This is a genomic window from Bacillus sp. VA15, from assembly GCF_055721145.1.
In genome coordinates, this window is the sequence record NZ_JBVQPQ010000002.1 from 409,299 (window position 1) to 435,681 (window position 26,383).

20 protein-coding genes are annotated in these 26,383 nt (G+C 43.5%); all 20 read right to left on the bottom strand.

What is annotated here, in order from left to right; all coding sequences use genetic code 11:
- Window positions 1-34: 34 nt before the first annotated feature.
- Complete coding sequence (gene spoIIGA, locus AC0DBE_RS06975; protein ID WP_041521162.1) at window positions 35-964, bottom strand: sigma-E processing peptidase SpoIIGA; 930 nt, start codon at window positions 962-964, stop codon at window positions 35-37.
- A gap of 192 nt (window positions 965-1,156) precedes the next feature.
- Window positions 1,157-5,458 (bottom strand): S8 family serine peptidase, encoded by a 4,302-nt coding sequence (locus tag AC0DBE_RS06980; protein WP_472961579.1) that lies wholly within the window; start codon window positions 5,456-5,458, stop codon window positions 1,157-1,159.
- Window positions 5,459-5,758: 300 nt separating this feature from the next.
- Window positions 5,759-6,907, bottom strand: coding sequence for a cell division protein FtsZ (gene ftsZ, locus AC0DBE_RS06985; RefSeq protein WP_003232167.1), 1,149 nt, complete (start codon window positions 6,905-6,907; stop codon window positions 5,759-5,761).
- Between the two features lie 35 nt (window positions 6,908-6,942).
- Window positions 6,943-8,265, bottom strand: a complete 1,323-nt coding sequence (gene ftsA / locus AC0DBE_RS06990; protein WP_014113716.1) for a cell division protein FtsA — start codon at window positions 8,263-8,265, stop codon at window positions 6,943-6,945.
- Between the two features lie 174 nt (window positions 8,266-8,439).
- Window positions 8,440-8,805, bottom strand: coding sequence for a small basic family protein (locus tag AC0DBE_RS06995; protein ID WP_003238683.1), 366 nt, complete (start codon window positions 8,803-8,805; stop codon window positions 8,440-8,442).
- Window positions 8,806-8,822: 17 nt separating this feature from the next.
- The gene (locus tag AC0DBE_RS07000; RefSeq protein WP_014113715.1) at window positions 8,823-9,530 is read right to left on the bottom strand and encodes a DUF881 domain-containing protein; all 708 of its coding nucleotides are present in this window, start codon (window positions 9,528-9,530) and stop codon (window positions 8,823-8,825) included.
- Window positions 9,531-9,552: 22 nt separating this feature from the next.
- The gene (locus AC0DBE_RS07005; RefSeq protein ID WP_242733327.1) at window positions 9,553-10,248 is read right to left on the bottom strand and encodes a DUF881 domain-containing protein; all 696 of its coding nucleotides are present in this window, start codon (window positions 10,246-10,248) and stop codon (window positions 9,553-9,555) included.
- Window positions 10,245-11,036, bottom strand: a complete 792-nt coding sequence (gene divIB, locus AC0DBE_RS07010) for a cell division protein DivIB (protein WP_090557757.1) — start codon at window positions 11,034-11,036, stop codon at window positions 10,245-10,247. Before divIB ends, AC0DBE_RS07005 begins: the two co-directional genes overlap by 4 nt.
- A gap of 130 nt (window positions 11,037-11,166) precedes the next feature.
- Window positions 11,167-12,078 carry a UDP-N-acetylmuramate dehydrogenase gene (gene murB / locus AC0DBE_RS07015; protein ID WP_014113713.1) on the bottom strand — a complete coding sequence of 304 codons (912 nt, stop codon included), beginning with the start codon at window positions 12,076-12,078 and terminating at the stop codon, window positions 11,167-11,169.
- 31 nt (window positions 12,079-12,109) lie between these two features.
- Window positions 12,110-13,201 carry an undecaprenyldiphospho-muramoylpentapeptide beta-N-acetylglucosaminyltransferase gene (gene murG / locus AC0DBE_RS07020; RefSeq protein ID WP_472961584.1) on the bottom strand — a complete coding sequence of 364 codons (1,092 nt, stop codon included), beginning with the start codon at window positions 13,199-13,201 and terminating at the stop codon, window positions 12,110-12,112.
- Window positions 13,202-13,321: 120 nt separating this feature from the next.
- Window positions 13,322-14,422: a stage V sporulation protein E gene (gene spoVE / locus AC0DBE_RS07025; protein WP_014113711.1), complete on the bottom strand. Its 1,101-nt coding sequence runs from the start codon at window positions 14,420-14,422 to the stop codon at window positions 13,322-13,324.
- 60 nt (window positions 14,423-14,482) lie between these two features.
- Complete coding sequence (murD, locus tag AC0DBE_RS07030; protein WP_472961587.1) at window positions 14,483-15,838, bottom strand: UDP-N-acetylmuramoyl-L-alanine--D-glutamate ligase; 1,356 nt, start codon at window positions 15,836-15,838, stop codon at window positions 14,483-14,485.
- Window positions 15,839-16,813, bottom strand: coding sequence for a phospho-N-acetylmuramoyl-pentapeptide-transferase (gene mraY, locus AC0DBE_RS07035; RefSeq protein ID WP_003238695.1), 975 nt, complete (start codon window positions 16,811-16,813; stop codon window positions 15,839-15,841).
- A 111-nt stretch (window positions 16,814-16,924) separates the two neighbouring features.
- On the bottom strand, window positions 16,925-18,409 hold the full coding sequence (locus AC0DBE_RS07040; protein WP_072183044.1) for a UDP-N-acetylmuramoyl-L-alanyl-D-glutamate--2,6-diaminopimelate ligase: 1,485 nt from the start codon (window positions 18,407-18,409) through the stop codon (window positions 16,925-16,927).
- Window positions 18,410-18,584: 175 nt separating this feature from the next.
- Window positions 18,585-20,525 (bottom strand): stage V sporulation protein D, encoded by a 1,941-nt coding sequence (locus AC0DBE_RS07045; protein WP_472961591.1) that lies wholly within the window; start codon window positions 20,523-20,525, stop codon window positions 18,585-18,587.
- Window positions 20,526-20,659: 134 nt separating this feature from the next.
- A complete protein-coding gene (gene pbpB / locus AC0DBE_RS07050) occupies window positions 20,660-22,801 on the bottom strand; it encodes a penicillin-binding protein 2B (protein ID WP_014113707.1) in 2,142 nt (713 codons plus the stop codon).
- Window positions 22,802-22,806: 5 nt separating this feature from the next.
- Window positions 22,807-23,160, bottom strand: coding sequence for a cell division protein FtsL (ftsL, locus tag AC0DBE_RS07055; RefSeq protein WP_003221405.1), 354 nt, complete (start codon window positions 23,158-23,160; stop codon window positions 22,807-22,809).
- 39 nt (window positions 23,161-23,199) lie between these two features.
- Entirely contained in the window at window positions 23,200-24,135 is a 936-nt protein-coding gene (gene rsmH, locus AC0DBE_RS07060) for a 16S rRNA (cytosine(1402)-N(4))-methyltransferase RsmH (RefSeq protein WP_014113706.1), read from the bottom strand.
- A 69-nt stretch (window positions 24,136-24,204) separates the two neighbouring features.
- Window positions 24,205-24,636: a division/cell wall cluster transcriptional repressor MraZ gene (gene mraZ, locus AC0DBE_RS07065; RefSeq protein ID WP_003221402.1), complete on the bottom strand. Its 432-nt coding sequence runs from the start codon at window positions 24,634-24,636 to the stop codon at window positions 24,205-24,207.
- 125 nt (window positions 24,637-24,761) lie between these two features.
- Window positions 24,762-26,381: a bacillithiol biosynthesis cysteine-adding enzyme BshC gene (bshC, locus tag AC0DBE_RS07070; RefSeq protein WP_014113705.1), complete on the bottom strand. Its 1,620-nt coding sequence runs from the start codon at window positions 26,379-26,381 to the stop codon at window positions 24,762-24,764.
- Window positions 26,382-26,383 lie beyond the last annotated feature (2 nt).

Sequence of the window (26,383 nt, forward strand, 5' to 3'; positions counted from 1 at the left end):
TTTGAGTATGATTAGTAACGGACATTTGCGAACATTATGAAACGTGTTTGATGGCCTTGCCCGAAAGCATTTTCGGATGAATAATTGCGTCAAACTCTCCATCTGCCGATAGCTTTGTTGTGCTGATGCCGATTAAGCATTTATCCGCAGAAACCATTTCTTCTTTTGTTATAATCGTTACGTGATCCGGTTTAACGCATAGTAAAAATTGATTTTGCTGACCTACTCCCCTATATGGAATCAGCCTCAGTTTATCTAAAAAGCGAAACGAATCATCGAGCTGTTGGGTGGCTTCCAATGGATCTGTGTTTCGAATGATCATCGTTTCGGCTGCTCCGAAAATCGGTTCTAGTTTATCAATGTGAATAATCATGACCGGCGTTTTAGTTAGCGGATCGTACAGCTGATTACCGGAATCAATCAGCCCTCTGACATGAAGCGTTTGGCCGCCCAAATCCGCCTGTACGCTGACTCGTTCCTCATATTGAATGTTTTTTGTTTCAATATCTTCAATTCTTCTCTTAGAAAAAAACCATAATGCTGGAAAGCCAGCTACAATAAACAACCAGCTGATCGGGTCTCCAAACCCAGTTTGATTGGTAATCATGACACCGTTTTGAACAACAGAATTTGACTGCAGCAAAGAATGGGCTCCGATAATTCCTCCCCCCATTAAAAAAGTCGCAAAATAAAAGGAAAACAAATTTTGAAAGAAATAGCGGAATCTCTTAAAGCCAAATGTCACCATCACAATAACAACTGAAAAAGCCAGCTTACCTGCCGGATGTTCAACGATCGGCGAAAAAGGAGTAAACATCAAAAGGACAATACTGGAACCGATGAACGCTCCGCCTATCAGTCTTCTTTTTTTCACATGCCGTTTTAAAATAAATGCCGTGAGCAAAAGCAAAAGCGCATCAAAACAAAAGTTTAACAGCCAAATGACATCTAAATAGATTTTCACATCTGACTCCTTTCTATCTTGCATCACGCTGTTCCCCTTCTTGTTTCAAGTATAAAGCAAGCTCTGTGGGAAAGTCTGTCAATTAATGTTGAGAGGAAAATACAATTTTTCAGGGATATCTGCTTAATTTGTCGAGGAAATGAATGAGAGGATTATAAAAAAAGCTGCCTTTCACGGCAGCTTTTTTTACACTTAATTTTCAGTATTGATATAAAGTTTTCCGTTCGCTGTTTTTCTTGTTTCATTTCCATAATCATCTCGTACAATCACTTCTACTTTTGCTCCGTTTGCTTTAATAGAAGAAGTGGCTGTCCAATAGCCTTCATATTTCCCAGGAGAAATTTCTCTTAGCGGGAGCTCTGTGGCATTTTGTACACTCGCTCTTGCATTTGTCAGAGGCAGACGAATGACAAACGTTGCATCCAAATCTTCAGCGCTTGAGAAAGCGATTTTCACAGATTCACCGGCTTTTAAGTTTTTGTCCTCTCCCGGAATCAATCCGGAGATGACGGGCTGGTTAAAGTTGACATCAATGACAGTCTTTTTCGTCGTTTTGTTGCCTGCTAAGTCTGTAGCAGTCACCTTGATTTCATTGCTTCCGTTCTCCAACAGAATACGGGCCGAGTATGAACCGTCAGTTACCGTTGCTTTTTTGCCATTCACCTTGACTTCTTTCAGATTGTCATCGGATACAGACCCTTTGACAGTCAGCGCTTCTTTATTTGTTTTCTCGCCATCCTTTGGATTGTCCAGCGTTAATTCAGGCTTGTCTTGATCAAGCGTGACCTTGATCGGGCTGGAGGCATCCGTTGTCCCGTTGTCTGTTGATGCAGTTGCTGTCAGCTCATTTTCGCCCTTGCTGAGTGTGATGCCTGTCTGGAACGTGCCATCCGCAGCAGCTTTCGTTTCTCCTGCTTCTTTCTTTCCATTATAAATGTGTACCGTTGTACCAGGAGAGGCTTTTCCTTTTACGGTGACGTTCTCCTTATTTGTATATGATTTGTCTGCCGGTGAAGTAATCTCAGGTACAGCAGCTTCATAATCAACTAATGCGCGGATCATATAGTTGCCGTCTGCTTCGTCACCTGGCTGCCATTTTCCGTCTATAAACTGCCAGTTGCGGCCGGAATTCTGACCGGTTTCATCCATTGCCAGTCCAGGTGAATACGGATCAGGTTCCGACTGGATATACACAAGATAAAAGTCTTTATCGACCATAATCCCTTTTGAACTGAGATCTACCTTGGTCCATTCGCCATTGCGAAGGGCTTCAGCGTTAAATGGCCCGGCAATTTTCTTACCCGGTGCTCCGTTTTCTCCTGTAGCATCGTATACCTCAACCTTAAACTCTGTGCCGCCAGGATCAGGGAACTCTGTATCCCAGAATCGGAACAGTCCTCCTGTAAGCATGCCTTTTTCCTTGCCGTCAGCCAGCGTCATTTTGACGGCCCATCCGTTACCGGCCGCAAAATAGGAATTGGCATTCTCCGCCGTTCCGTCATCATATGCAATCTCACCCGGATAACCGACGAAAGGCTTCAGTACAGTTTCTTTTGTCACATCTCCTTTTAAATCAACGGAGAATTCATCGCTGTAATACCCCGGTGCAGCGACTTTAATCGTATAAGCGCCTTCATAGGCCTCAAGCGTATATTCGCCTTTGTCGTTTGTCGTAGCCGGTTCAACCGCAGCATCCTCTACAACATAAACGGAGGCTCCTTTTACCGGATCGCCTGTCGTTTTATTGATGACTGTTCCTTTTAATGTGCCCTTCTTCATTTCCTCTAACGTAAAATTAGCTTGTGTCGTCTGATCTGCCTGCAGAGAAACTTTTTGTGTTTTCGATTGGTAGCCGTATGCTTCTGCCATAAGCGTATAGTCTCCCGCTTTGTGCGTCAGCGTGTACTGCCCTGTAGATTGATCTGAATATGTTGATTTTCCTGTTTCCACCACACTGACTTGTGCCCTTAGTGGCAAAACTTGAGGCTGTATATCCTTACTCTGATGTTTTACCGTTGTGTTTGTAGATGGCTTAGCTTTTTTCGGATTTACCGGCTTTTTCTTTTGCTTTCCAGACGGCTTTTCGACACCCAGCTTATTCTTTTTGGCTGTTTTTCCGGCTGATTTGTCAGAAAGCACTACATCATCAATGTACCAGCCCTCTTTTGTAATACTTTCATCAGATTGGAGGTTAAACATCACTTGAATGTTTTGACCTTTATAAGCGGATAAATCAATTTCTTCGTCCGTCCAGCTTGATGTCTTTCCATTATAGACACCAGCCTGCTCCCAATTCTTTTTACCTTCAGGCAAAACAAAAACGTAGCCATAATCAAAATCATCCTCTAAATTGTGCCAGCTTTTAAATTGAAGAAACAGGTTTCCTGAATCCGGCACTTTAACAGGAGGCATCACGAGATTCATGTTTGCTGTGTTGGCATAGTTTCCTGCCAGATTTGTTCCGTATACTTTTTCTCCGGATGCTGCAGTATTTGGGCCTGTTGAAGGAACTCCCCATTCCCAGCTATTATTTGTTCCGCTCGCAATCCAGCCGCCGGGTGCAGTTTCAAAGTCCTGCTTATATCCCACCGTGATGCTTGGTTTCACTGGTACATCGTATGTGTCAGACTCAACGACATGGCCGCCAAAATCCTGAATAATCCACTTGTAGCTTAGTGCAGCTCCTTTTATGTTTGGAATCTCTGCCTGGTAGGTCCCTTTCAGATGATCACCGCTGATCCGCTTAGCCGTTACTTCTGTCCATTCACCTTGATCCAGCTTATAAGACAGTTTTACAGATGTCACACTTACATTGTCTTCAGCTGTCAAAGTAAGCGGCAGGCTCGCGCCCTCATAGGCTTCTGTTACTTTCTCATGCTGATAGACAGGAGGCTCTTGATCATCTCCCTCTACAGAAACTTGTCCTTCTGCTTTTCCTAAACCATCTGTAACAGCTGATACAGCATCAAAAGCGTTCACCAAACCATGGCCGTATCCGTTATTCGGAGAATCAGGAAATGTTGAATCCGTCAGCGGTTCAGCCGTGCTGGTTAATATATCCTCCATCTCATCGACAGAAAGTGAGGCATCCGCCTGTTTCAGCAGTGCGGCAACAGCGGACACATGCGGCCCTGCCATTGATGTGCCGTCCCATCCGTCCTCATATGTCTGGCCGGGAACGGAAGAACGAATATTTACGCCCGGTGCAGAAATTTCCGGCTTTATTTCATCATATGGAGATGGCCCTTGAAGAGAAAAGTCAGCAAGCTTTTTATTAATATCAGTCGCTCCAGTTGCAAACGATTCCGGATAATTTGCCGGGTTTGCGATAGAACCAGGACCGCCAGGAATAAAGAGATCCGTATTCCCCGCTGAAAACTCAGGGAAAATATCGGCCGCACGCCAGGCATTGACCATGTCTCTGTACCATTCATCAAGTCCTGAGCCCCCGCCCCATGAATTATTGACAACATCAGGAGCCATTTCTGGGTGAGGATTCCCCTCTGCGTCCTTTGGAGCTAAAACCCATTCACCGGCCTCTAAAATGTCAGCATCAGTGCCACCATCTTCGGAGAACGCTTTAACAGCAATCCATTTTGCGCCTGGCGCTACACCGATTTGATTTGTTCCATCGGGTTCAGATCCCACCATCGTACCTGTCACGTGGGTTCCATGAGCCAAATCATCATAAGGGCTTGCTTCCCCTGCTACAGCATCATACCAGTTCATTTCATGATCAGGCTCATCAGGATTTTCCGGATTATATCCGCGATATTTCTCTTTTAATGCCGGATGGTTCCATTCCACGCCTGTATCAATGGACGCGACAACTGTACCTGTTCCGTCATATCCAAGTGCCCAAGCTTTCGGGGCGTCAATTTGGTCTACATTCCATTCTACACCGTCAATTGCTTTGACAGCTTTTTGCGCTTTTTTCATATTAAATGGAGAGGATGACTTAAACAATTGTCGTTTCTCATTTGGAAGCACCTTTTCCACGTCGGGGAACTGCGCTACTTTTTCCATCACTTCTTTTGAGGCATGAACAGCGATCCCATTCACTACATAATAAGAGTGAATTTGATCTGCATTTCCTTTATTTTTCTGGCTCTTCAAGTATGTTAAGACATCTCTCTGGGATTCATTGGCTGTGACTTTTAAAGATGACACAACGGCAGAACGCTTTTGATATTCCGTCTTAGCGGCAGTCAGCTTCTTCGATTTCGCTTTTTTAACAGCCGCTTTTGCCGCTTTTTCTGTGTCAGCTTGATCTTTAAATTTAATCAGAAAGGTCTTTTTTTCTTTCTTCTTAAAGCTTTTCTTTAATGAACTCGAAATCTTGTTCTGAATGGATTCAGCAGATTGAAGCTCCTGTTTAACAGAAGTTGAGGCGCCTTTGCTGCTTGCCCCGGCTACACCCGGAAACAGCAGTGAACCGATGACAACCGTACTTAAAACAGAGCTGATGAGTCTGTTTTTCGTTTTTTTCCTCATTTTTATCCCCCTTTTTCAAAATGCTTTGTAAAAAAATGTCGTCCCTCCTTTTAAAAATGAATTGTTTGTCAGAACATCGCTGTACGTTAACTGTAGACAATCCGCATTACAGATATTGTCGTTTTATGTCATTTGATTTCCATATATATGAAAATGATATAATTGTCACATTATACAAGTGGGTCTAATAGTCCGATTTGTTGGTATACGAAGGAAGACATAGGGAAAAAGACTTTACAAGAAGAAAAATCTTGGAGAAAAACAAAAAGGACAAAATCGAAAACGATTTTGTCCTTTACATTAGCCGCGTTTATTGCGGTTTCTTAAGAATGTCGGGATGTCAAGCGTATCATCAGCCGGCTGTGAAGTATGACGGCTTACTGTGTTTTGTTGCTGAGGCTCCTCACGTTTTGGCTCACGCTTTGGAACACTTTGATTATGTGTTTTGATGCTTTGGTTTAAGCTTGGACGCTGAGGCTTCGTCACGTCCTTCTCTTGTTCGATAAAACCAGTCGCAATCACTGTCACCACAATCTCGTCTTTTAGATTTTCATTAATAACAGAACCGAAAATCATGTTTACGTCTTGGTCAGATGCAGAAGCGACAATGTCTGCTGCTTCCTGAACTTCATATAGGCTGAGGTTTGTTCCTCCAGTGATGTTCATAAGGACGCCTTGCGCACCGTCAATGGCCGCTTCAAGAAGCGGGCTGGAGATTGCTTTTTTCGCTGCCTCTGCCGCGCGGTTTTCTCCAGTCGCAATACCGATACCCATCAAAGCAGATCCTTTGTTTGACATGATTGTTTTCACATCAGCGAAGTCAAGGTTGATAAGACCAGGTGTAGCAATCAAGTCTGAAATACCTTGAACCCCTTGGCGGAGTACGTTATCCGCTTCACGGAATGCTTCAAGCATCGGTGTGTTTTTATCAACAATTTCAAGGATACGGTCGTTCGGGATCACGATCAGTGTATCTACCGCTTCTTTCATTGCTGAAATTCCGCCTGCAGCCTGAAGCTGTCTTTTGCGTCCTTCGAATGTAAACGGTCTTGTAACAACTCCGACTGTTAATGCGCCTAAGTCTTTCGCGATTTGTGCGATAACTGGTGCAGCACCTGTTCCTGTTCCGCCGCCCATACCAGCTGTCACGAATACCATGTCAGCGCCTTTTAACGCTTCTTCAATTTGTTCTTTGCTTTCTTCAGCGGCTTTTTTTCCGACTTCCGGATTCGCACCTGCTCCCAATCCTCTAGTCAGCTTTGCGCCGATTTGCATTTTCACTTCTGCTTTTGACAGGTTAAGAGCTTGAGCGTCCGTGTTTACCGCGATGTACTCTACTCCTTGCACTTCATTTTCAATCATTCGGTTAACGGCGTTGTTACCGCCGCCTCCTACTCCGATTACTTTAATTGATGCTAAGCCGTCTATGTTTGTTTCGAACTCCAACATGCTAAATCCTCCTAATCTGCCGAATGACTATCTATCTATTCCCAAAACATGCTTAATAGTTTTTTCATTTTGCTCTGTTTATTATGTTCGGCTTGTGTTTTTTGTTTTCCTTTTGGCCGCTGCTGCACCTCATTTTGGTGATGATGCTGCTCTTGTTCCTCTGATGATGAGACTGCAATTTCCTGTATCGCTTCTTCAGGCATCTTGAAGCCTATTTTTCTGCCTTGGATTCTTGCATTTCGGCAGGCGAATTGGATCAGGCCCACTCCCGTCATATATTGAGGATCTCTTACACCGATATAATTCGGGCTTGCCACTCTGACATTGTTTTGCAGCACATCTTGTGCCAATGACATGACACCCGGCATTGCTGCTTGTCCCCCTGTCAGCACGAAGCCTCCCGGCAGATCGGTAATTCCCATACTGCTAAGCTCTTCTGAAACAATATCAAGAATTTCTTCTACTCTTGCTTCAATGATATTCGCTGCTTCCTGCTGTGTAAATGTTTGTTTTTGATTGGTGCCTATTACGGTTACCTCAAATACTTCATCTTCCGAGGCTTCGTCATAGTAGGCATGTCCAAATTGCTTTTTCACGCGTTCTGCTTCTTCTGTTGACGTTCTCAATCCGATGGAGATATCTTTGGTGATATTTTCGCCTCCGAGAGGAATGACACGGGTAGAAGTGAGATGTCCGTTCTGGAATACGCCAATGGTTGTTGACCCTCCCCCTATATCAATGAGAGCCACACCAAGGTTTTTCTCGTCCTTTGATAATGCAGCAGAACCGGCTGCCAGCGGCTGAAGACAAATATCAGTTATTTCAATACCGGCTCTTTCAACACAGCGGAGCAAGTTATGTAAGATTGTTTTTGAACCGGTGATCAAGGTGCCCTCAACTTCTAAACGCACACCCAGCATTTTTTTCGGATCGGTGATTTCATCTCTTCCATCAACGATAAACTGTTTAGGAATGACGTCTACAATCAGCTGTTCGTGCGGTATTGAAACAACCTGTGCCGCCTCCATGACACGGCGCACATCTTCAACTTGAATTTCTTTATTTTCACTGGAAACTGCTACAACACCGTTTGTATCTTGAATATTGATATAATTTCCATTAACGCCGACAATAGCTTTTCTAAGCGGAAAACCTACCATTCTTTCAGCTTGGTCAAACGCTTTTCTTATAGAATGAACGGTCTCATCTATATCAACGATTGAGCCTTTTTTCAACCCTTCAGACGGTACATTTCCCACACCGATAATATTAAGGGAATCATCTGTCATTTCTCCGACGATCACTTTTGTATTGGACGTACCGATGTCAAGACTGACGTAAAGTTCATTGTTGTTCATTCTATGGCACCTCCTCACATTTCGATCATTTCTATTCTATTATTTGCGGAACAACAATACAATGAATGTGGCTTTACAAGTGTGTAACAAAAAATAACAACGGAATATTCCTTATGTGCTCTTCACATTTTATGTTTATTGAAAATATTCGTTATATCCTATGTATATCCTCTTTTATATCACATTTTTTTTATTTTTTTTAGAAAGAGTCCACTTTGTTAGTAGATTTCTTCTGATAACGGCTATATTCTGAAATAATCTGACTCCAAATGCGAATATACCTGCTAAATACAAGTCTACACCAAGATGGACTCCCAGAAAAGCTAAACTTATTGCCAATATAATATTAAAAAAGAAACCGGAAACAAATACCATTTCATCATATGTACCCTGTAAATGCGCCCTGATTCCGCCGATTAATGTATCAAGTGCGGCAAGCACCGCAAGCGATAAGTAGTTTGAATATTCACTCGGAATCGTTAAGTTTGTCATCAGTCCGATCGCTATTCCGAGCACCAGTCCCAGCACGGGCAGCCACATGACAATTCTCCTCCTTTTCAGTCTTTAAGCGGTTTCAGCTGTTGTACGTCTAATGGTCTGTCATATGCTTTTAGTGTCAGGTTGCTGTCAGATTTACCGGCTTTTAATGCTAAATTTTCAGATGCAAAAAGGTCCTCAAGTCCTGACCCCTTCACTCTGCTGTACAGCATGTCCGGATCTTCGGCAAGCACTTTTACTGTTAAAGGATAATCGTCAAGGCCGTATCCGTCTATTTTCGTTGTGCCGTTTATATCCCTTATGACGGTATGATTCACAACTCTTCGCTCATTAATCGAGATATGCTCTGCACCGAAGGAGTTGAGTTCATTGATCAGCTTCTTCAGCAAATCCGGAGGCGGATTTTCGATCGGCTCTCCTGTTAAGCTTTCAGAAAAAAGCGGGGAAATGGTGATGACAATTCCGCTACCTGTTATATCGGTCATGCCGGCTGTTTTTTTTAAGGTTTGCAAGGTATTATTGAGCGCGGTTTCTTTTGTCATTTCTTTCGTTTGCGAATAGCTATTGAGCAGTTTATCATATTTGTTTATTTCAGCCAGCAGCTTTTCCTGCTTCTTCTGCTCTGAAGTCAGCTCTTCCCTTATATCCCACATATCTCTTGTGTCTCGGACTTGAGGGTGCTTTAATGAGTTAAACTGAACAGCTATCATGAGGCCGAAGATGACCATAAGCACACTGATGCTTATGAAGGAACGCTTTATTTTCAATCTGTTTCACCCGCTTTTTCAGTCATTCCTTCGTTTTCAGAATCGGTTTCATTTGTACGTTTTTCTCTTTTTCTGCGGAAACAGAAATATGATCCATTGACAGCTGATCGATCAGGCCTCCTGCTATATTTAACGAAGGCAGCAGGACATCAGGATCTCCAATGGCAGATATCGTAAATGGGGCGGGATGTTGCACCCCGTCTACCGTTACAACAGGACCGTTGCACTTGATATAGGAATCATGTGTCAAACGCTGGCCATTAACGGCGACGGCCGACGCACCCGAGATATACAGTTCGTTTACCACTTGAAAGATATGGCTTTCGTGAACGATGTAACTGTTCACATTCTCCCCTTCCGGTATGTACGACGCATCTTCCAAGGTCACCTCAACGCCCTCTCCCTGCACACCGACTTCCCCAATATACATTCTGTATTTTTCTGTATCTTCGAGGACGTTATAGTATTCCGTCTTTTCTTTCTTCAGCTTATTTTCCGCCTGACGGACTTTGTTTTGCTTTTGATACAATTCTTTTTCAAGATTCTTATTTTCTTTCTCCTGTTTCAGGAGTTCATCCCTCAGCGCATATTCTTTTTTCCACTCTTCCGTCTCAGCCGCGCTTTTGTTGTTTTCTTTTGTCATTTGAAAAGAAAATGAAATCAAAAAGCCTGCGATAAGCATAATTAAAGAAAGGAGGACTGCTGATTTACCCCTCAATTTTCATCTTCCTTTTTAGCAGCTTTATCGTTTTTGCCAAACTCTTCAAAATAGGTGGCAACTTCTAAATGAATAATTCCTTTTTTATTGCTGCTAAGCTGCGAAATGATAGAAGGATACGTTTTCATTCGGTCTGCAAAAGTTTTAATAGACGCAGTGACAACATAACCGTCGTTCATATACAATTTAATACGGTTTTCATCCATTTTTACAGGCGTATAATAAATTTCTGAAATCGACTGTTTTAACGAATTTGACAAAGCATCGAGCTGCTTGGCCATTTGGGACCGTTTCTTCGCGTTTGTCCAATTTACCAGTATCGGTCCGGCATCATCCGGCGTTACTTCGTTTGGCAGAACTGAACCGTTTTCAAGCACTTCATAGTACACATCGTCTTTTTCTAAATAAGCAATCGCTTTATATTCTTCGATCGCAATGTTGATTTTATTAGGAAGCGATTTGCTGATCTCCGCTTTTTTCACTAATTTATTTTGCTGAATCTTCTTTTCTGTTTTTTTCTTGTCCAAACTCCAAAACTCAGTATCTCCGCTGTTAATATCGGAAAGCTCGATAATTTCCTTTGTGGATACATTCTCATTCCCTGTAACAGAGATTGTTGATACTTTACTGATTGGCGTCTGCAGGTACACGATGATCAGCACCATAATAAAAAAGAGCATAATAAATGAAATGAGACGTCGGTTGGCCTTCTGTTTCCGCTGCTCTTTAATTTTAGGAATCCGTTCTTCAATGTTTACGATTTTTTCTCGGTCATGACTCGGGTTCATTGCCTGTTCACCTCATTCAAATGAAACAGCTGTTAAAAGTCTGTCTATTCCAAAACAAACGGCATACTATGGATGCCGTTTGTCGTTTGCTTACAGTATATCATATGAACAGCTTCAGTCAGAACTTGAATCAGCGATTTTCGCCGATGATTTCAACCTCTGTGTGCATATCAATCTCGTATTTTTCACGGATTGTCTTTTTCACATGGTCAATGAGATCAAGCACATCTTTTGCTGATGCTCCGCCCGCATTGACGATGAAGTTTCCGTGCATTTCCGATATCTTTGCACCGCCGATTTGATATCCTTTCAAGCCTGCTTTTTCAACAAGGTTTCCGGCATGATTCGGAAGCGGATTTCTGAATATGCTTCCCGCACAAGGGCTTGAATACGGCTGTGTATTTTTTCTGTAGTCTTTATTGCTTTGCATTTGCTGAACGATTGATTCTTTATCCTTCTGCTCCAGCTGCAGAACGGCTTCAAGGCAAACGCCCGGGCGTTTCTTTTGTAATACAGATGTTCTGTAGCTGAAATCCATCTGCTCATTTGTCAGCCACTCAATCGTGCCGTCTTCAAACAAAATATGTGCTTTGACGAGGATTTCGCTCATATCAGAGCCGTGAGCGCCGGCATTCATGTAAACCGCTCCGCCGACTGATCCTGGAATACCGGCAGCAAATTCCAAACCGGACAGGCCTTTTTTGCTCAATGAGGTAGCAAGACGGACCACTGAATAACCGCCTCCGACCGTCACTTGCTCCCCTTCAAGCTCCAGATGGTCAAGGCCTGCACCCAGCTTAATCACTACGCCTCTGATTCCCTCATCTAAAACAAGAAGATTTGATCCACGGCCGATGACTGTCCACTTCACATCATATTTTTTAATAACGTCCATGATATCTTTGACAGCATCTACACTGCTTGGAATGACCAATACATCCGCAGGTCCGCCGATTTTCATCGTTGTATGATTCGCGAGCGGTTCGTTTGCAAGAACCTTGCCGACTTCGCGTTCTTTTAATTCCTGTATCACTTTCTCCATCGTAAACCTCCGCATTCCATTTGCTTTTCTATTATTTTTTCAATTCTTCGAGTACGCTGTATAAACGGGCAGCCGCGTCAGGAACACCGAGTGCCTTTGTCCGTTCGCTCATTTCCTTTAACGTTTGCTCATTCAATACAATCCGGTCAAGCGCATCAATCAGCTTTTCACCGTTGAGCTCTGTTTCTTTCAGAACAATCGCCGCATCATGCTGGCCGAGAGATCTGGCATTGACCTCCTGGTGATTCGCTGTTACATATGGGCTTGGGATCAGAACACTTGGGATTCCGAGAGCAGTAATTTCGGCAATCGTCGTCGCACCGGCTCTGGCCACAATGACATCAATGGCCTTTAAATACTCTGGCATTTGATGAAGAAACGGCTTTGTGACCATATTATCAGCGGCACCCTTGCTTTTCAGCTCATTCATCACTTTTTCATAGTGAACTTCACCGGTGATATACAGCACTTGGTAGTCTCTTGTTTTCAGCTCATCCTGCATGTCAATGACAGCACGGTTAATCGGTGCAGCGCCTCGGCTTCCGCCAAAGATTAAGACCGTTTTTTTCTCTTCAGAAAGCCCAAATTCAGCCATTGATCGGCCCGTCTTTATTGAGACGACTTCAGAGGCTCTCGGGTTTCCCGTAAATACAACTTTCTCGCCAGGAAAATGTGATTTTGCTTCTTCAAAACAAATCGCTACTTTATTAACATATTTTGAAAGAAACTTATTCGTGATGCCCGGCAGGCTGTTTTGTTCATGGACAATAGTCGGAATTCCCATTTTCGCAGCGGCATAGACAACAGGCCCGCAGACGTAACCGCCCGTTCCAATCACGGCATCGGGCTTAAATTCCGCTAAGTACGACTTGCTCTTTTTTACACCCTTCAGAAAACGCATCACAGTCTTGACGTTTTCAAATGACAGCTTTCTTTTAAATCCTGTAATTTCAATTGAACGAAACGGTATATTCTCCCGCTCAACAATTTTTTTCTCCAGTCCGTTTTCTGTTCCGATATATAAAAATTCCACATCAGGATGACGGCGCTGCACTTCTTTAATAAAAGCAAGCGCAGGGTAAATATGTCCCCCTGTACCGCCTCCGCTTATTGCAATTCGCATATCTCTTCCCCCAGTCTAAGTTTCTCTATAACATAACGATAACCCTGTTTTGTTGGACAGGGTTATCGCATCAATTGTTTCCCAGCTTTCTGTTTCACAGGAAACTTTGGCAAACATTCATTAATACCTCGAGTAGCGGCTCACGTTCAGCAGCACACCGACAGCCATCAGCATCAGGGTCAATGAAGAGCCTCCGTAGCTTAGAAACGGGAGCGTGATGCCTGTTACCGGAATAAGGCCCGTTACTACGCCGATATTAATCATGACTTGAATGGCAATCATTGAAATAATGCCGACTGCGACAAAGCTTCCGTACAGATCAGGGGCACCGAGCGCAATTCTGATCCCTCTCCACAGCAGAACGCTGAAGAGAAGCAAAATAAGTGTTCCCCCGATAAAGCCAAGCTCCTCTGACAAGATGGCGAAAATAAAGTCTGTTTGCGGCTCAGGCAGATAAAAGAACTTCTGTCTGCTTTGTCCAAGGCCCATTCCAAACAATCCGCCGGGCCCCACTGCATAAAGCGATTGAATGATTTGAAAACCGCTTCCGAGCGGGTCTTCCCACGGATTTAAGTAGGAGGTAATCCGCTTAATCCGATATGGAGCCGATAGTACGAGTCCGACAAATCCGCTGAGGCCAATCAGCCCGAGAAAGACAAAATGGGCGATTCGCGCGCCGGCTACAAAAATCATGACAATACAAGTTCCGACCATCACCGTCCCTGTTCCGAGGTCAGGCTGGCACATGATAATCAAAAACGCTGAAAACACGATGCCAAGTGCCGGGACGAAGCCCCGTCTGAACGATGTGATGTTTTTTTGTTTTTCAGAGAGAAATTTAGCAAGGAATGCGATCATCGCAAGCTTCATAAACTCTGAAGGCTGTATGCTGAATGCCCCGACTCCGATCCAGCTTCTTGAACCGTTTCGCACCATGCCAACGCCTGGTATCAAAACAAGCACCAGTAGGAAAAAGCAGATAACCATCAGCAACTTGGACCATGTCCTCCAAGTCCAATAATCAACATTCATGATGAAAAACATGGCAATGACACCGATTCCCGCAAACAGCAGCTGCCGTTTCGCGAAAAAGAATGAGTCGTCAAATTTATAATCCGCCCATACCGCACTCGCACTGTACACCATAATTAATCCGATTGTTAATAATAATAACGTAATGATGACCAATAAGAAATCAGGCGATGTTTTTTTAGTAGTCAAAGCAATCGACACCCCAAGCTTAAAGTCATTAGGGCTGCCGATTTACTCCAAGACAAGCCCTTACTTAAGCATATGCACGGCATCTATAAACATGTCACCGCGTTCTTCAAATGTTTTGAATTGATCCCAGCTCGCACACGCAGGTGACAGCAGGATGACATCTCCTTCATTTGAGAGCGCAAACGCCGCAGATACTGCTTGTTCAACATTATCGACACGTTTGACATGTTGTATTCCCATCTCATTGCCGAGCTTCTCAAGTTTCGGCGCTGTCTGGCCAAATGTAAGCACTGCTTTGACATGTTTCATATACGGTTTTAAGTCGTCAAAACCATTTCCGCGATCCAGTCCGCCCGCAAGCAGAATGACCGGTTTGTCAAAAGCTGAAAGCGCCTTGCTTGTCGCCAAAATGTTTGTCGCTTTACTATCATTATAAAACTTGCGGTCTTTCACTGTTGTGACATATTGCAGACGGTGCTTCACGCCAGTAAAGCTTGTCAGCACCTTTTTAACTGCTTCGCTGGACACTCCTGCCGTTTTCACAACTGCAATGGCAGCTAAAATGTTCTCCAAATTATGAGCGCCGGGCAGCACAACCTCTTCCAGAGGAATAATGGCTTCGCCGCTGAACATAATCATACCGTCTTTTACATAAGCGCCCTGTTCAAGCGTTTTGCTGACTGAAAATAGGATGATTTCGGCTTTTCCTGCTTCAGCCAGACGCACGACAGTTTCATCATCCTGGTTGACAATGGCTTTATCTGAAGCAACCTGATGAAGATACACTTTCTGTTTAGCTTTTTCATAGTTTTCTCGCGTATGGTGATAATCCAAATGAGCGTCAAACACGTTTAAGATCAGGCTGATTTCCGGTCTAAAAGCGTGTGTTCCCATCAGCTGAAACGAAGACAGTTCAGTAACGATCCATTCATCCCCATCAGCATGATAGGCAACCTCACTTGCGACTGTGCCGATGTTTCCGGCAATCAGTGCCTTTTGCGAGTCAGCTTTGAGCATTTCATAAATCAGCGTTGTCGTGGTCGTTTTTCCGTTCGATCCGGTAATCCCGATAAACTTGGCGTTTGTCAGGTAGTAAGCGAGCTCAATTTCCGTCCAAACCGGGATGCCTCTTTTTTCCGCTTCCTGAACCATAATATTTTCATAAGGAATTCCCGGGTTTTTGATCAGAACTGTGATTTGATGCTGATCGAACAGAGAAACTGGATGCTCTCCGCAAACAACCTCGATTCCTTTTTCAGAAAGCTTTTGGGCTGGTTCGTTTTCTTCAAAAGGCTTTTGGTCGTTGACTGCAACGTAAATGCCTTTGTCATGAAGAATGGATGCCGCCGCATACCCGCTTTTCGCGAGCCCAAGGATTAAAAAATGCTGATTCTGTAAAAATTGATCGTTTTCCACTTATAACCACACCTCGATGTAAATTCCTAAAACGGCAAGCAAAAGTCCCGCAGCCCAAAACGTCACGACTACTCTCCATTCAGACCAGCCTACAAGCTCATAATGGTGATGAAGCGGACTCATTTTAAAGATTCGTTTACCTGTCGTTTTAAAGCTGATAACCTGCAGAATAACGGATAATGTCTCGATAACGAATACACCGCCGATGATAACCAGCAGGATCTCTAATTTCGTTAAAATGGCAATGGTAACGATAGCTCCTCCCAATGCAAGCGATCCCGTATCTCCCATAAAGACTTTGGCCGGATGAGCATTAAATACGAGGAAGCCCAGCACTGCACCGACAACGGCAACTGAGAAAATGGCTACGTCATATTGAGACTGATTCCATGCCAGGATAGCAAAGGCGCCAAAAGCAATCGCAGCCGTACCGGATAATAAACCGTCAAGACCGTCAGTCAGATTAACTGCATTTGATCCGCCGACAAGCATAAAGAGCACCAGGATAAAGTAAGCCCAGCCAAGATCAAATGATAAGTCAGTTCCAGGCACGCGAATGTCCGTCGCAAAATTGTAGTAATGGTACACGGCATAAAATACAACCGCAATGATAATTTGTCCGATCAGCTTTTGCTTTGACGTCAATCCAAGGTTGCGCTTCATGACGACCTTGATGTAATCATCTAAAAAGCCAAGCAAACCGTAGCCTAGTGTAACAAACAGAAGCAGCACCATTTCCGGGCTTATTTCTGAAAACTTCTGTGTCATAACAATTGTTGTCACAATGATAGAAAGTATGATCATGACCCCGCCCATTGTCGGCGTCCCTGATTTTTTCTGATGTGATTTCGGTCCTTCTTCTCTAATACTCTGGCCGAATTTTAATCTTCTTAAAAACGGAATAAGAATCGGAGAGAGCAGAACACTAATTAAAAAACCCATTAAAATTGTAAATAGAATGACTTGCTCAAGCATTGTCCTTTTCTCCTCCTGTTTCTTTCAAACGACATACGTAGTTATCATATTCATGATTTTTTTCCATATGAAACATCTTTTCAAGCTCCATTATTCCATAACATCTCTTTCCTATGAATTCGTCTTATTTTTATTGAGTTCGACAATGGCTCTCGCCGCCACTTCAGCATCGTCAAAATCGAAAGTTTCGCTTCCAATCTGCTGATAGGTTTCATGCCCTTTTCCGGCAATGAGAACAACGTCGCCTTTTTTGGCATTGGCAATCGCGAAAAAGATCGCCTGCTCGCGGTTTGCAATGCTGTGATAGTATTCGTTCTCTACTCCAGCTTCCATATCTCTTAAAATCGCGCGGGGATCTTCGCTTCTCGGATTATCCGAAGTGAAAATCGGTTCGTCAGCCAGCTCCACAGCGATTTTAGCCATTTTCGGGCGTTTCGTCTTATCTCTGTCTCCCCCGCAGCCAACAACGACAAAAAGCTTTCCTTCCGTCATATCTCTGCAAGTCTTCAGCACATTTTCAAGGCTGTCCGGCGTGTGTGCGTAATCAACGATAACCGGAAACTCCTGCTGCTGATTGACCAATTCAAATCGGCCTCTTACGCCATGCAATTCTTCAACAGCTGCAGTGATGGTTTCAAACGGAATGCCTGCTGCGATACATGTTGCAACAGCTGCCAGCACATTATACACATTAAATTGTCCGACAAGCGACATTGTAATGTGCTTAGTGCCTTTGTTTGTCACAAGATCAAAGCTTGTTCCCTGTGCAGTGATCGTGATGTTCTTCGCCATCACATCAGCGTTGTTTTTAATTCCGTATGTAGAGATATGCGCTGCGGTCACCTTTTCAAAATAAGCGCTCGCCGCATCGTCAGCATTCAGTACGGCACGCTTTGGGTGTTCGTGGTTGAAAGCCCCGCCAAGCTGAGAAAAGAGCAGGCTTTTTGCCTGTCGGTACTCATCCATCGTTTTATGATAGTCCAGATGGTCCTGCGTTAAATTCGTAAACACGGCAATATCATAATCACACCCATGAACACGTCCTAAAGACAAAGCGTGAGAAGAAACTTCCATGATGGCAGTGTCTACTTGCTTGTCATTCATTTTCTTAAACGTTTTCTGCAGCGTGACGCTTTCCGGAGTCGTGTTTTTAACGGGAAGTGTTTCATCACCGATTTTCATGTACATGGTACCGATCAAGCCTGTGCGTTTTCCCGCTTTTTTCAGAATCTCATCGACCATATGGGTCGTTGATGTTTTGCCGTTTGTGCCTGTGATTCCGATCAGCTGAAGCTTCTTTGTCGGCTGTCCGTAAAACGCATCAGACAAAACGCTTAGCGCACGCAGTGACCGCCGGACAATAATGACAGGCACATCCACATCGAGCTCTTTTTCTGCCACAATAGCCGCTGCGCCGCTTTCTACTGCTTTTTGCGCAAAATCATGGCCATCCACCGTATACCCTTTTACACATACAAAAAGACTCCCTTTCTTTACTTCTCTGGAGTCCATCTCAATTGAAGTTATTTCAGGGTCTTGTGAGTCGTTTACAGAAGGTTCGGTTGTTAAATATGTAAGCAGCTTTGTAAGTTTCATCGTATCAAACCTCTCAACATTCTAGTTCGTTCTTTTTATCATTAAAGTCACGTCAACTGATGTGATAATGATTTTAAGCATACAGTTCATATTTTAGCGTAAATAAAAGGATACATCCAGCTAATCTTGAAAGATATCAGCATTTTTTCTGCAATAAAATAAAAGGCAGCCCGAATTAATCGGCTGCCTCCTTTTCATCTTCTTCAGTCAAATAAACGCGTATCTTTGAGCCCTCTTTTACTTTCGTTCCGGCAGCTGGCGATTGTTTAACGATTTTGCTTCCTTTCCCGGAAGCATCTACATTGAGATTCACCAAAAGTGACTCAAGATCTGAGACAGACATCCCTACAACATTCGGAACTTCTACTGTTTTTGTGTCGTTCCATTGGTATTTTTTCTCGATTTGATTTTTCCGAGGCTTCACACCAAGCTCCGGCAGGCTGTCTCTCATAATATTCCCGACAATTGGCGCTGCAACCGTTCCGCCAAACTGAATCGTGCCTTTCGGGTTATCCACCGCGACATAGACGACAAGACTCGGATCGTCAGCCGGCGCGAAACCGATAAATGATACAATATGGTTGTTTTCAAGGTATTTTCCATCTTTAACCTTTTGTGCAGTTCCCGTTTTTCCGCCGACACGATACCCTTCAACAAATGCATTGCGGCCCGTGCCTTCTGCGACGACGCTCTCTAATGCATAGCGGATTTGTTTTGATGTCCCCTCAGAAATAACTTGTTTCTTTGCGATTGGTGATTGTTTTTTAACGGTTTTTTTCGTTATAGGATCAATCCATTCCTTTGCAATATAAGGTGTGTAGAGCGTTCCTCCGTTTACAGCGGCAGATACGGCTGCAACCTGCTGAATCGGCGTGACAGATACCCCCTGTCCGAAAGCCGTCGTCGCTTGCTCCACCGGACCTACTCTGTCAAGCGGGAATAAGATTCCTGTTCCCTCGCCCTGCAGATCAATTCCCGTTTTTTGGCCGAAACCAAAGTCTTTGATATATTTGAAAAGCTTCTCCTTTCCTAAGCGCTCGCCTAATTCAACAAACCCCGGGTTGCAGGAGTTCTGTACAACTTCTAGATACGTCTGCAGCCCGTGCCCACCTCTTTTCCAGCACCGCAGTCTCGCTCCGTCCACTTCTGCATGCCCTTTATCATAAAATTGATCACGTTTTAAATTTACTTTTTGCTCCTCAAGTGCTGCTGCAAGTGTAATAATTTTAAAGGTAGATCCCGGCTCATACGTGCTCCATACCGGCAGATTCCGATTGTAGACGGACGGATCGACCGATTGATAATCAGCCGGGTCAAAGTCAGGCCTGCTAGCCATTCCCAATATTTCTCCGTTTTTCGGATTCATGGCCACAGCAATCATACCGTCAGGATGATATTTGGCCTCAGCGTTATCAAGCTCTCTTTCCATTATCGTTTGAACCTTTGAATCAACTGTCAGCTTCATATCAAGCCCGTCCTTAGGCGGTGTGTAGTCATCCGCTTCATCAGGCATTTTCTTCCCCTTGGCATCTGTATAAAACTTAACAGAACCTTTTTCCCCTTTTAGATCATCGTCGTAATAGGCTTCAAGTCCAAGGAGCCCTTGGTTGTCAATCCCGGCAAATCCAAGCACATGAGATAAAAAGCTGCCGAACGGGTAATGGCGGATACTATCCTCCGCTACATACACTCCCTTTAAATCAAGCGCTTTGATTTCTTTCGCCTTTTCATTTGAAATCTTTCTTCCTTCAGGAGTTATCTTTTCGATTGACGCTTTTTTTGTCACATGCTTATATACTTTTTCTTCTGACATGTTTAAAACGGCCGCAAGCTGCTTGCTCGTTTTCATTGGATTCTGAACTTGGCGTGGCACGACGAATACGGTCGGCGCACTTTTGTTTGTTGCGAGTTTCACACCGTTCCGATCCAGAATCTCGCCTCTCTCCGGCTCAAACGGCAAGTTCCTGCTCCAGGAATCTTTCGCCAGCGAAGTCAGTTTCTCGCCCATCACAAACTGAACATACCCCAGCCTAGTATCAATGATCAGAAACACGATCACGCCAAAAAGCAAAACAAATAATAAACGTTTTCTAACCGTTACATTCGAGACGCGCAAGAGACCGTTCACTCCTTATTTAGGCTTGTTTCATTTTATGCCTGTAATTGGACAGGTAGAACGATGCTCCTCTGAAGGTATAAAAAAAGAAAGCCTGCATAATGGGGAAAATCCCCGGCAAGCTTTCTTTCTTTTTAATCAGGGTTTTTAAACTTAACCTTGATAACGTTTTTTCCTTTTATTTCTTTGTCCTTCTTGACGCTTTGGCTGACAGCGTAGCCTTGTCCGCTTACTTCAATATGAATTCCCGACAGCTCGCCGTACTGAAGAACCTCTCTTCTCGACCAGCCTGTCATATCAGGCATTTTGATTTTACCGCCCGTCTTCAGAAAGACCTTCTGATTGGTGAGAACTTCCTCATCCGCTTTCGGATACTGTTCTTTTACAGCGACATCACTGCCGATGACAATCGGTGTGAGATTCTCTTCTTTTGCTTTCTTTTGAGCAGCAGTAACCGTTTGATCTGTTAAATCGGGCATCGTCTGCGCTTTTGTTTCTTCCTTATCTGAGTCAGATTTTTCAGTTGGTTCTATGTTTAGGTAGTGCAGGCTGTTTTTCATTGTTGGGTTGAAGATTTCAGAAACTGGATTTGAACCTGTTTCATCATTCTCTAATTGCGGCTGCTGCACTGCAACATAGATCAACAGTTGAGGATCATCTTTAGGCGCCATTCCCATTACAGAAAATACGTAATTATCGCGGCCAGATAGATAACCGTTTTGTCCGGCAATTTGTGCGGTTCCAGTTTTAACAGCTACATCAAAACCTTCAATTTTATAAGGCTGTCCAGTACCGATATCAGATGTAACAACATCACCTAAAATATTACGAACCTTTTTAGCGGTGCCTGCAGAGATTGGCGTACCAGCTGACTGAGGTTTATTTTGATAAATGGTTTTCTTCGTATCAGGATCAACAATATGGTCTATGACGTAAGGTTTCATCATTTTACCGTCATTTGCTATTGCAGTCGCAGCCTGCAGCTGTTGAATTGGTGTAACAGCAGAAGCTTGACCATATGCAGTCGATGCTTTATCAAATTCATATTTAAAGTTTATTTTACTTGATACTTCATTCGGCAAGTCAACACCTGTTTTTTGATAGAAATTGAATTTATGAAGATATTCATCAAGACGGGTATAGCCCAGCTTTTCATTAGCCAATTTGGCAAAAGCCACATTAGAAGACCTTACTACACCATCATGGTATGTTGTTGCCCCCCAGCCTACCCCGTCATTATGGTCTTTTACTATTCCTCCGCCTACTTTATATGTTCCGGACTTGTACTTTTCATTGCCGTTATACACATTCTCCTGTATGGCAGCAGCGAGTGTAAAGATCTTCATCGTTGATCCAGGCTCATACGCATATGAAATTAAATCATTATAGTAGTTCGTCACATCGCGCGTGTTCGGATCAAAGCTTGGGCGCTGCCCCATGGCAAGCACTTTGCCCGTTTTCGGATCGACGACTGCGGCCATGATTTTTTTCGGATTATACTTTTGCGCTACTTTTGTCATGCTGTCTTCCAAAAAGGTTTGAATTTTCTGATCAATGGTTAAATATACATTGTCACCATTTTTTGGCGCTGTAATTTTATTTTTGCTGTTCGGGAGCTCCCAGCCGGATTTGTCGCTTTCATATGTCACATATCCGTCCCGCTCCTTCAAATACTTATCCAGCACTTTTTCTAATCCCATCGCGCCGGAAATTTCATTTGTTTCTTGATCAACCTCGGCATAGCCGATTAGATTAGACGCAAATACTCCGTTTGGATAGTAGCGTTTTGTATCCCGTAAAAATGAAATACCCGAAAGGTTCAGCTTTTCGATTTTTTGCTTTTGCGAATACGTAATATCCCGGCCCGCTGAGCCGAACTCAACTTGTTTCGCATCCTTATTTAAGATATCAAGGATGTCAGCCTTGTCCATCTTTATCACTTTAGACAGCGCTTCCGCGGTTTTTTCTTTGTTTTGGACATGCTGAGGATGCTTAACATCAGTCGTCATTTTTTTATCGAGAATGGCAATCAGCTTATACGTCGCTGTGTCCTCCGCAATCACTTTTCCTTTTCGGTCTAAAATCGAGCCGCGGCTCGCCTCAATGGTCCGTTTCTTTTCATGCTGCTCTGTCGCTTTTGTCGCAAGCACTTCGCCGTCCGCTTTTCCGGTTATTTGAATATATGCCATTCTGCCCAGGATGACAAAGAAAAAGAGAGCGAAACAAATACTTAGAATCGCTGCTCCTCTATTCATAAATTTATTCTTTTTTGGCATTTGAATCATTCCTGTATGTTTTTCACTTTTTTATCTTTTAAATTCAAGCCGTTCTTTTTCGCAATGTCCATAATACGCTGCGGTTTGCTTAAATCAGCAACATTTTTTTCGAGGTCACCAATTTGCTTGTTTTCGGCTGAAATTTGCTCCTCAAGTTTTTGCACCTCAATATTGGTTTGATATGCCGCATACGCCTTCGATACAATCAAAAGCGATACGCTGAGCACCGCCGCAGCAAAGAGGACAAGGAGCACTTTTTCTCCGAGAGTAATGGAAGCCCTTTTCTTGACAATCACTTTTTTCTCAGGACTGATCGCATGCCGCTGCTGTTTCTCTGGTTGGTAAGCTAAATTGCTCATAGGCTGATGACCTCCTTTTAATTTTGCTTTCGCGTTTTGTTATTTTCTTTTTTCGGCAATCCGAAGCTTTGCAGAACGAGCCCGGTTGTTTTCTTCAAGCTCTTCTTGAGATGCCGTAATCGGTTTTCGTGTGATGAGCTTTAACTCCGGTTCAAATTCTTCCGGTATGACTGGAAGACCCGGAGGAAGTTCCGGAAGTGACGACTTTTCTTTAAAAGTGGATTTGCAAATTCTGTCTTCAAGCGAGTGGAAGGTAATGACTGATACCCTTCCCCCTGGCTTCAGAACCTCAATTGCTTGCTCCAAAGCCTCTTCAAACACCTTAAGTTCATCGTTCACGGCAATTCTGATTGCCTGAAACACGCGTTTAGCAGGATGTCCTCCGCTCCTTCTCGCTGGAGCGGGAATCGCGTCTTTTATTAGATCGACCAGTTGGCCCGTAGTTTGAATAGGAGATTTGATTCTTGCCTCCTCAATCTTTCTGGCGATCTGTTTACTGAACTTTTCTTCGCCGTATTTAAAGAAGATACGAACGAGATCCTCATAGCGCCACTCATTAACGACTTCTTTCGCCGTAAGTGTGGCCGACTGGTCCATCCTCATGTCCAACGGTGCGTCATGATGGTAACTGAATCCGCGTTCCGGTGTATCCAGCTGCGGAGAAGACACCCCTAAATCAAATAAAATACCGTCTACTTCAGTAATGCCTTGTTCATTCAAACATTCTTTTAAATACCTGAAATTGCTTTTAATCAGAATAAGCTGCCCTTTATAATCGGACAACGCTTCTTTCGCATGCTGTAATGCCATATCGTCTTGGTCAAAAGCGATTAAACGCCCCTTCTCGGATAACTGCTGCAATAAGTATGTACTGTGCCCAGCTCCGCCGAGTGTGCAGTCTACATATGTACCGTCCGGTTTAATATTGAGCCCGTCTACGGTTTCACGAAGAAGTACTGTCTTGTGTTGAAACATAATGTGTTGGTCCCACCTTTTATCAGGATGAATTGAAATTGTTTTTAGAGTGTTATACACGAAGAATCATTATATATCAAACCCAATCATGTTTTCAGCAATTTCAGCAAATGAATCTTCTTGCTCTTCTGTGTATTGTTCCCAAATTACTTTACTCCACAATTCAATTCGATTAGAAACCCCGATAACAACACATTCTTTTTCCAGTTTGGCGTAATTCAATAGAGATGATGCGATATTTACCCTGCCTTGCTTGTCCAGTTCGCATTCAGTCGCCCCTGAAAAGAAGAAACGGGTAAACGCGCGGGCATCTTTTTTAGTGAGAGGAAGTGCTTTTAGTTTCTCTTCAATTTGTTTCCATTCGTGCATAGGGTAGCCGAAGAGACATTGGTCAAGCCCTCTAGTCAGCACAAATTGCTCACCCAGGCCTTCTCTGAATTTAGCGGGTACGATCATGCGGCCTTTCGCATCGATGGTATGCTGGTATTCACCCATAAACATGATCTCTTGCCCCACTTTCTCTCCTTAACTCACCACTATCCACCACTTCTCTCCACAACTTCATTTTACACTGTTTACCCATAAAAAAAAACCCTGAACTAGTCAGGGTTCTTTAAAACTTTATTTCAAAGTTTGACAACTTGATGTTGATTTTGAAAAGAAAATGGCAGATTTTTGAATGATGTGAAGAATTTTGGACCGTACCTGTTTAAATAATACATAATATTCCAAATTCGTTCTTGCGGTGCAAGAAGCGGTTTAATACTATTTTGGATTCTCTCATAATCCTTCAAGACGTAGCCTTCTTTTTCTTCAATTCGCTTCGTCACAGTACGCTCTAAGAACTGAAGCTGATCCTGAATAAAGGCGGCATTTTTCAGGAGTAAAGGTTCCATGCTTTGATCAACCTTTAACGCCTCCTGCCGGACCGTTTTGTGAATCGCTTCAATTTGGCTTTTCGCCTGATCCATCACTGCGGTAAACTCTTCCGGAATCTGATGCTCAAAGTATGTCTCTCTTTGATTCTCCGTTCCGCGTTCAATCGCGTCTTGTAATGGGATATTCCGTTCAAGCAGTTTTTTCTCAATATGCCGTTCAAGTATCGTAATGTTCAGCCTTGGCATAACAGGAGGCATTTTAAAGCCCATCACCGCAAAGGCCTGTTTGAGCTCACCCCAATAGTTGATTTCTCCGGGCCCTGCAATAAATGCTAAAGTCGGAATGAGGTATTCCTGCATTAACGGCCTCGTCACAACATTGTTGCTGAAGCGCTCAGGATGCTCTTCCATATGTGTATAAAGTTCATCCATCGTCCATCCGAGATCAAGCTCATTGATGACAAAACGGCCGTTGTCTTTTTCAATTAAAAAACGCTCTTCTTCATATTCATAAAACAGATTCGCCTGTTCTTTTCCGGACTCGATAATCGGCTTGTAGCCTGCTTCACGCATGAAGGCCTGCTGATCTGAAACCGCGCGGGCGAGTTCATCATTTTCCCGAAGAATCTTTTGGAACATGGCCGTTTCCAGCTTTTTAATCCCTGGATCTCCAGAATTTAATAAAACTAAACCCTCCTCTTGGAACAGATCCGCGATCAACAGTTCAAAGAAGTCAGTGAATGTAACGGATTCCCTTAAACATCGTTTTACATTGTCGAGAAGTGCATTCGTGTGGTCAGTTTCCTCAAAAGCGGCAAATACATCATCTATCCACGCGGCACATTTTTCCTGATCAAGCGATGTGCTCGCTGCCGAAGATTTCTTCCAATAAGACTGAGGCAGCTTTTTTTTCACAGGCCCGTTCTCTTCAGATGTATGAACAAAATTAATCTCATCCAAATCGTGGTCTTCTCCGGCCACCCAGAAAATCGGTATGACAGGCACTTGCAGTTGCTTTTCTTGTTCCTTTGCTAACACAATGATTGAAATGATTTTATGTATCGTGTAAAGCGGTCCTGTTAAAAGTCCGGCCTGCTGTCCGCCGACAACAGCGGCACTTGACGGGTCCTTCAGCTTCTCAATAGCAGACTGCATGGCACTTGAACCGAATTTGTTATGGTATGAGGTTAAGTACGCCGCCAATTCCTCTCTTGCGAAAAAACGGGAAGATAAGTCTTTCAGTCTTTCGCGCCAGATGTCCTTATTATGAATGCTGTAATCAAAAAAAGAAGACATTTCTTCTTTGCCATCTATATAGTGCTGTACAAACACATTCTGATTTTTGATGGAAAGTTCAGTTAGCTGCATCT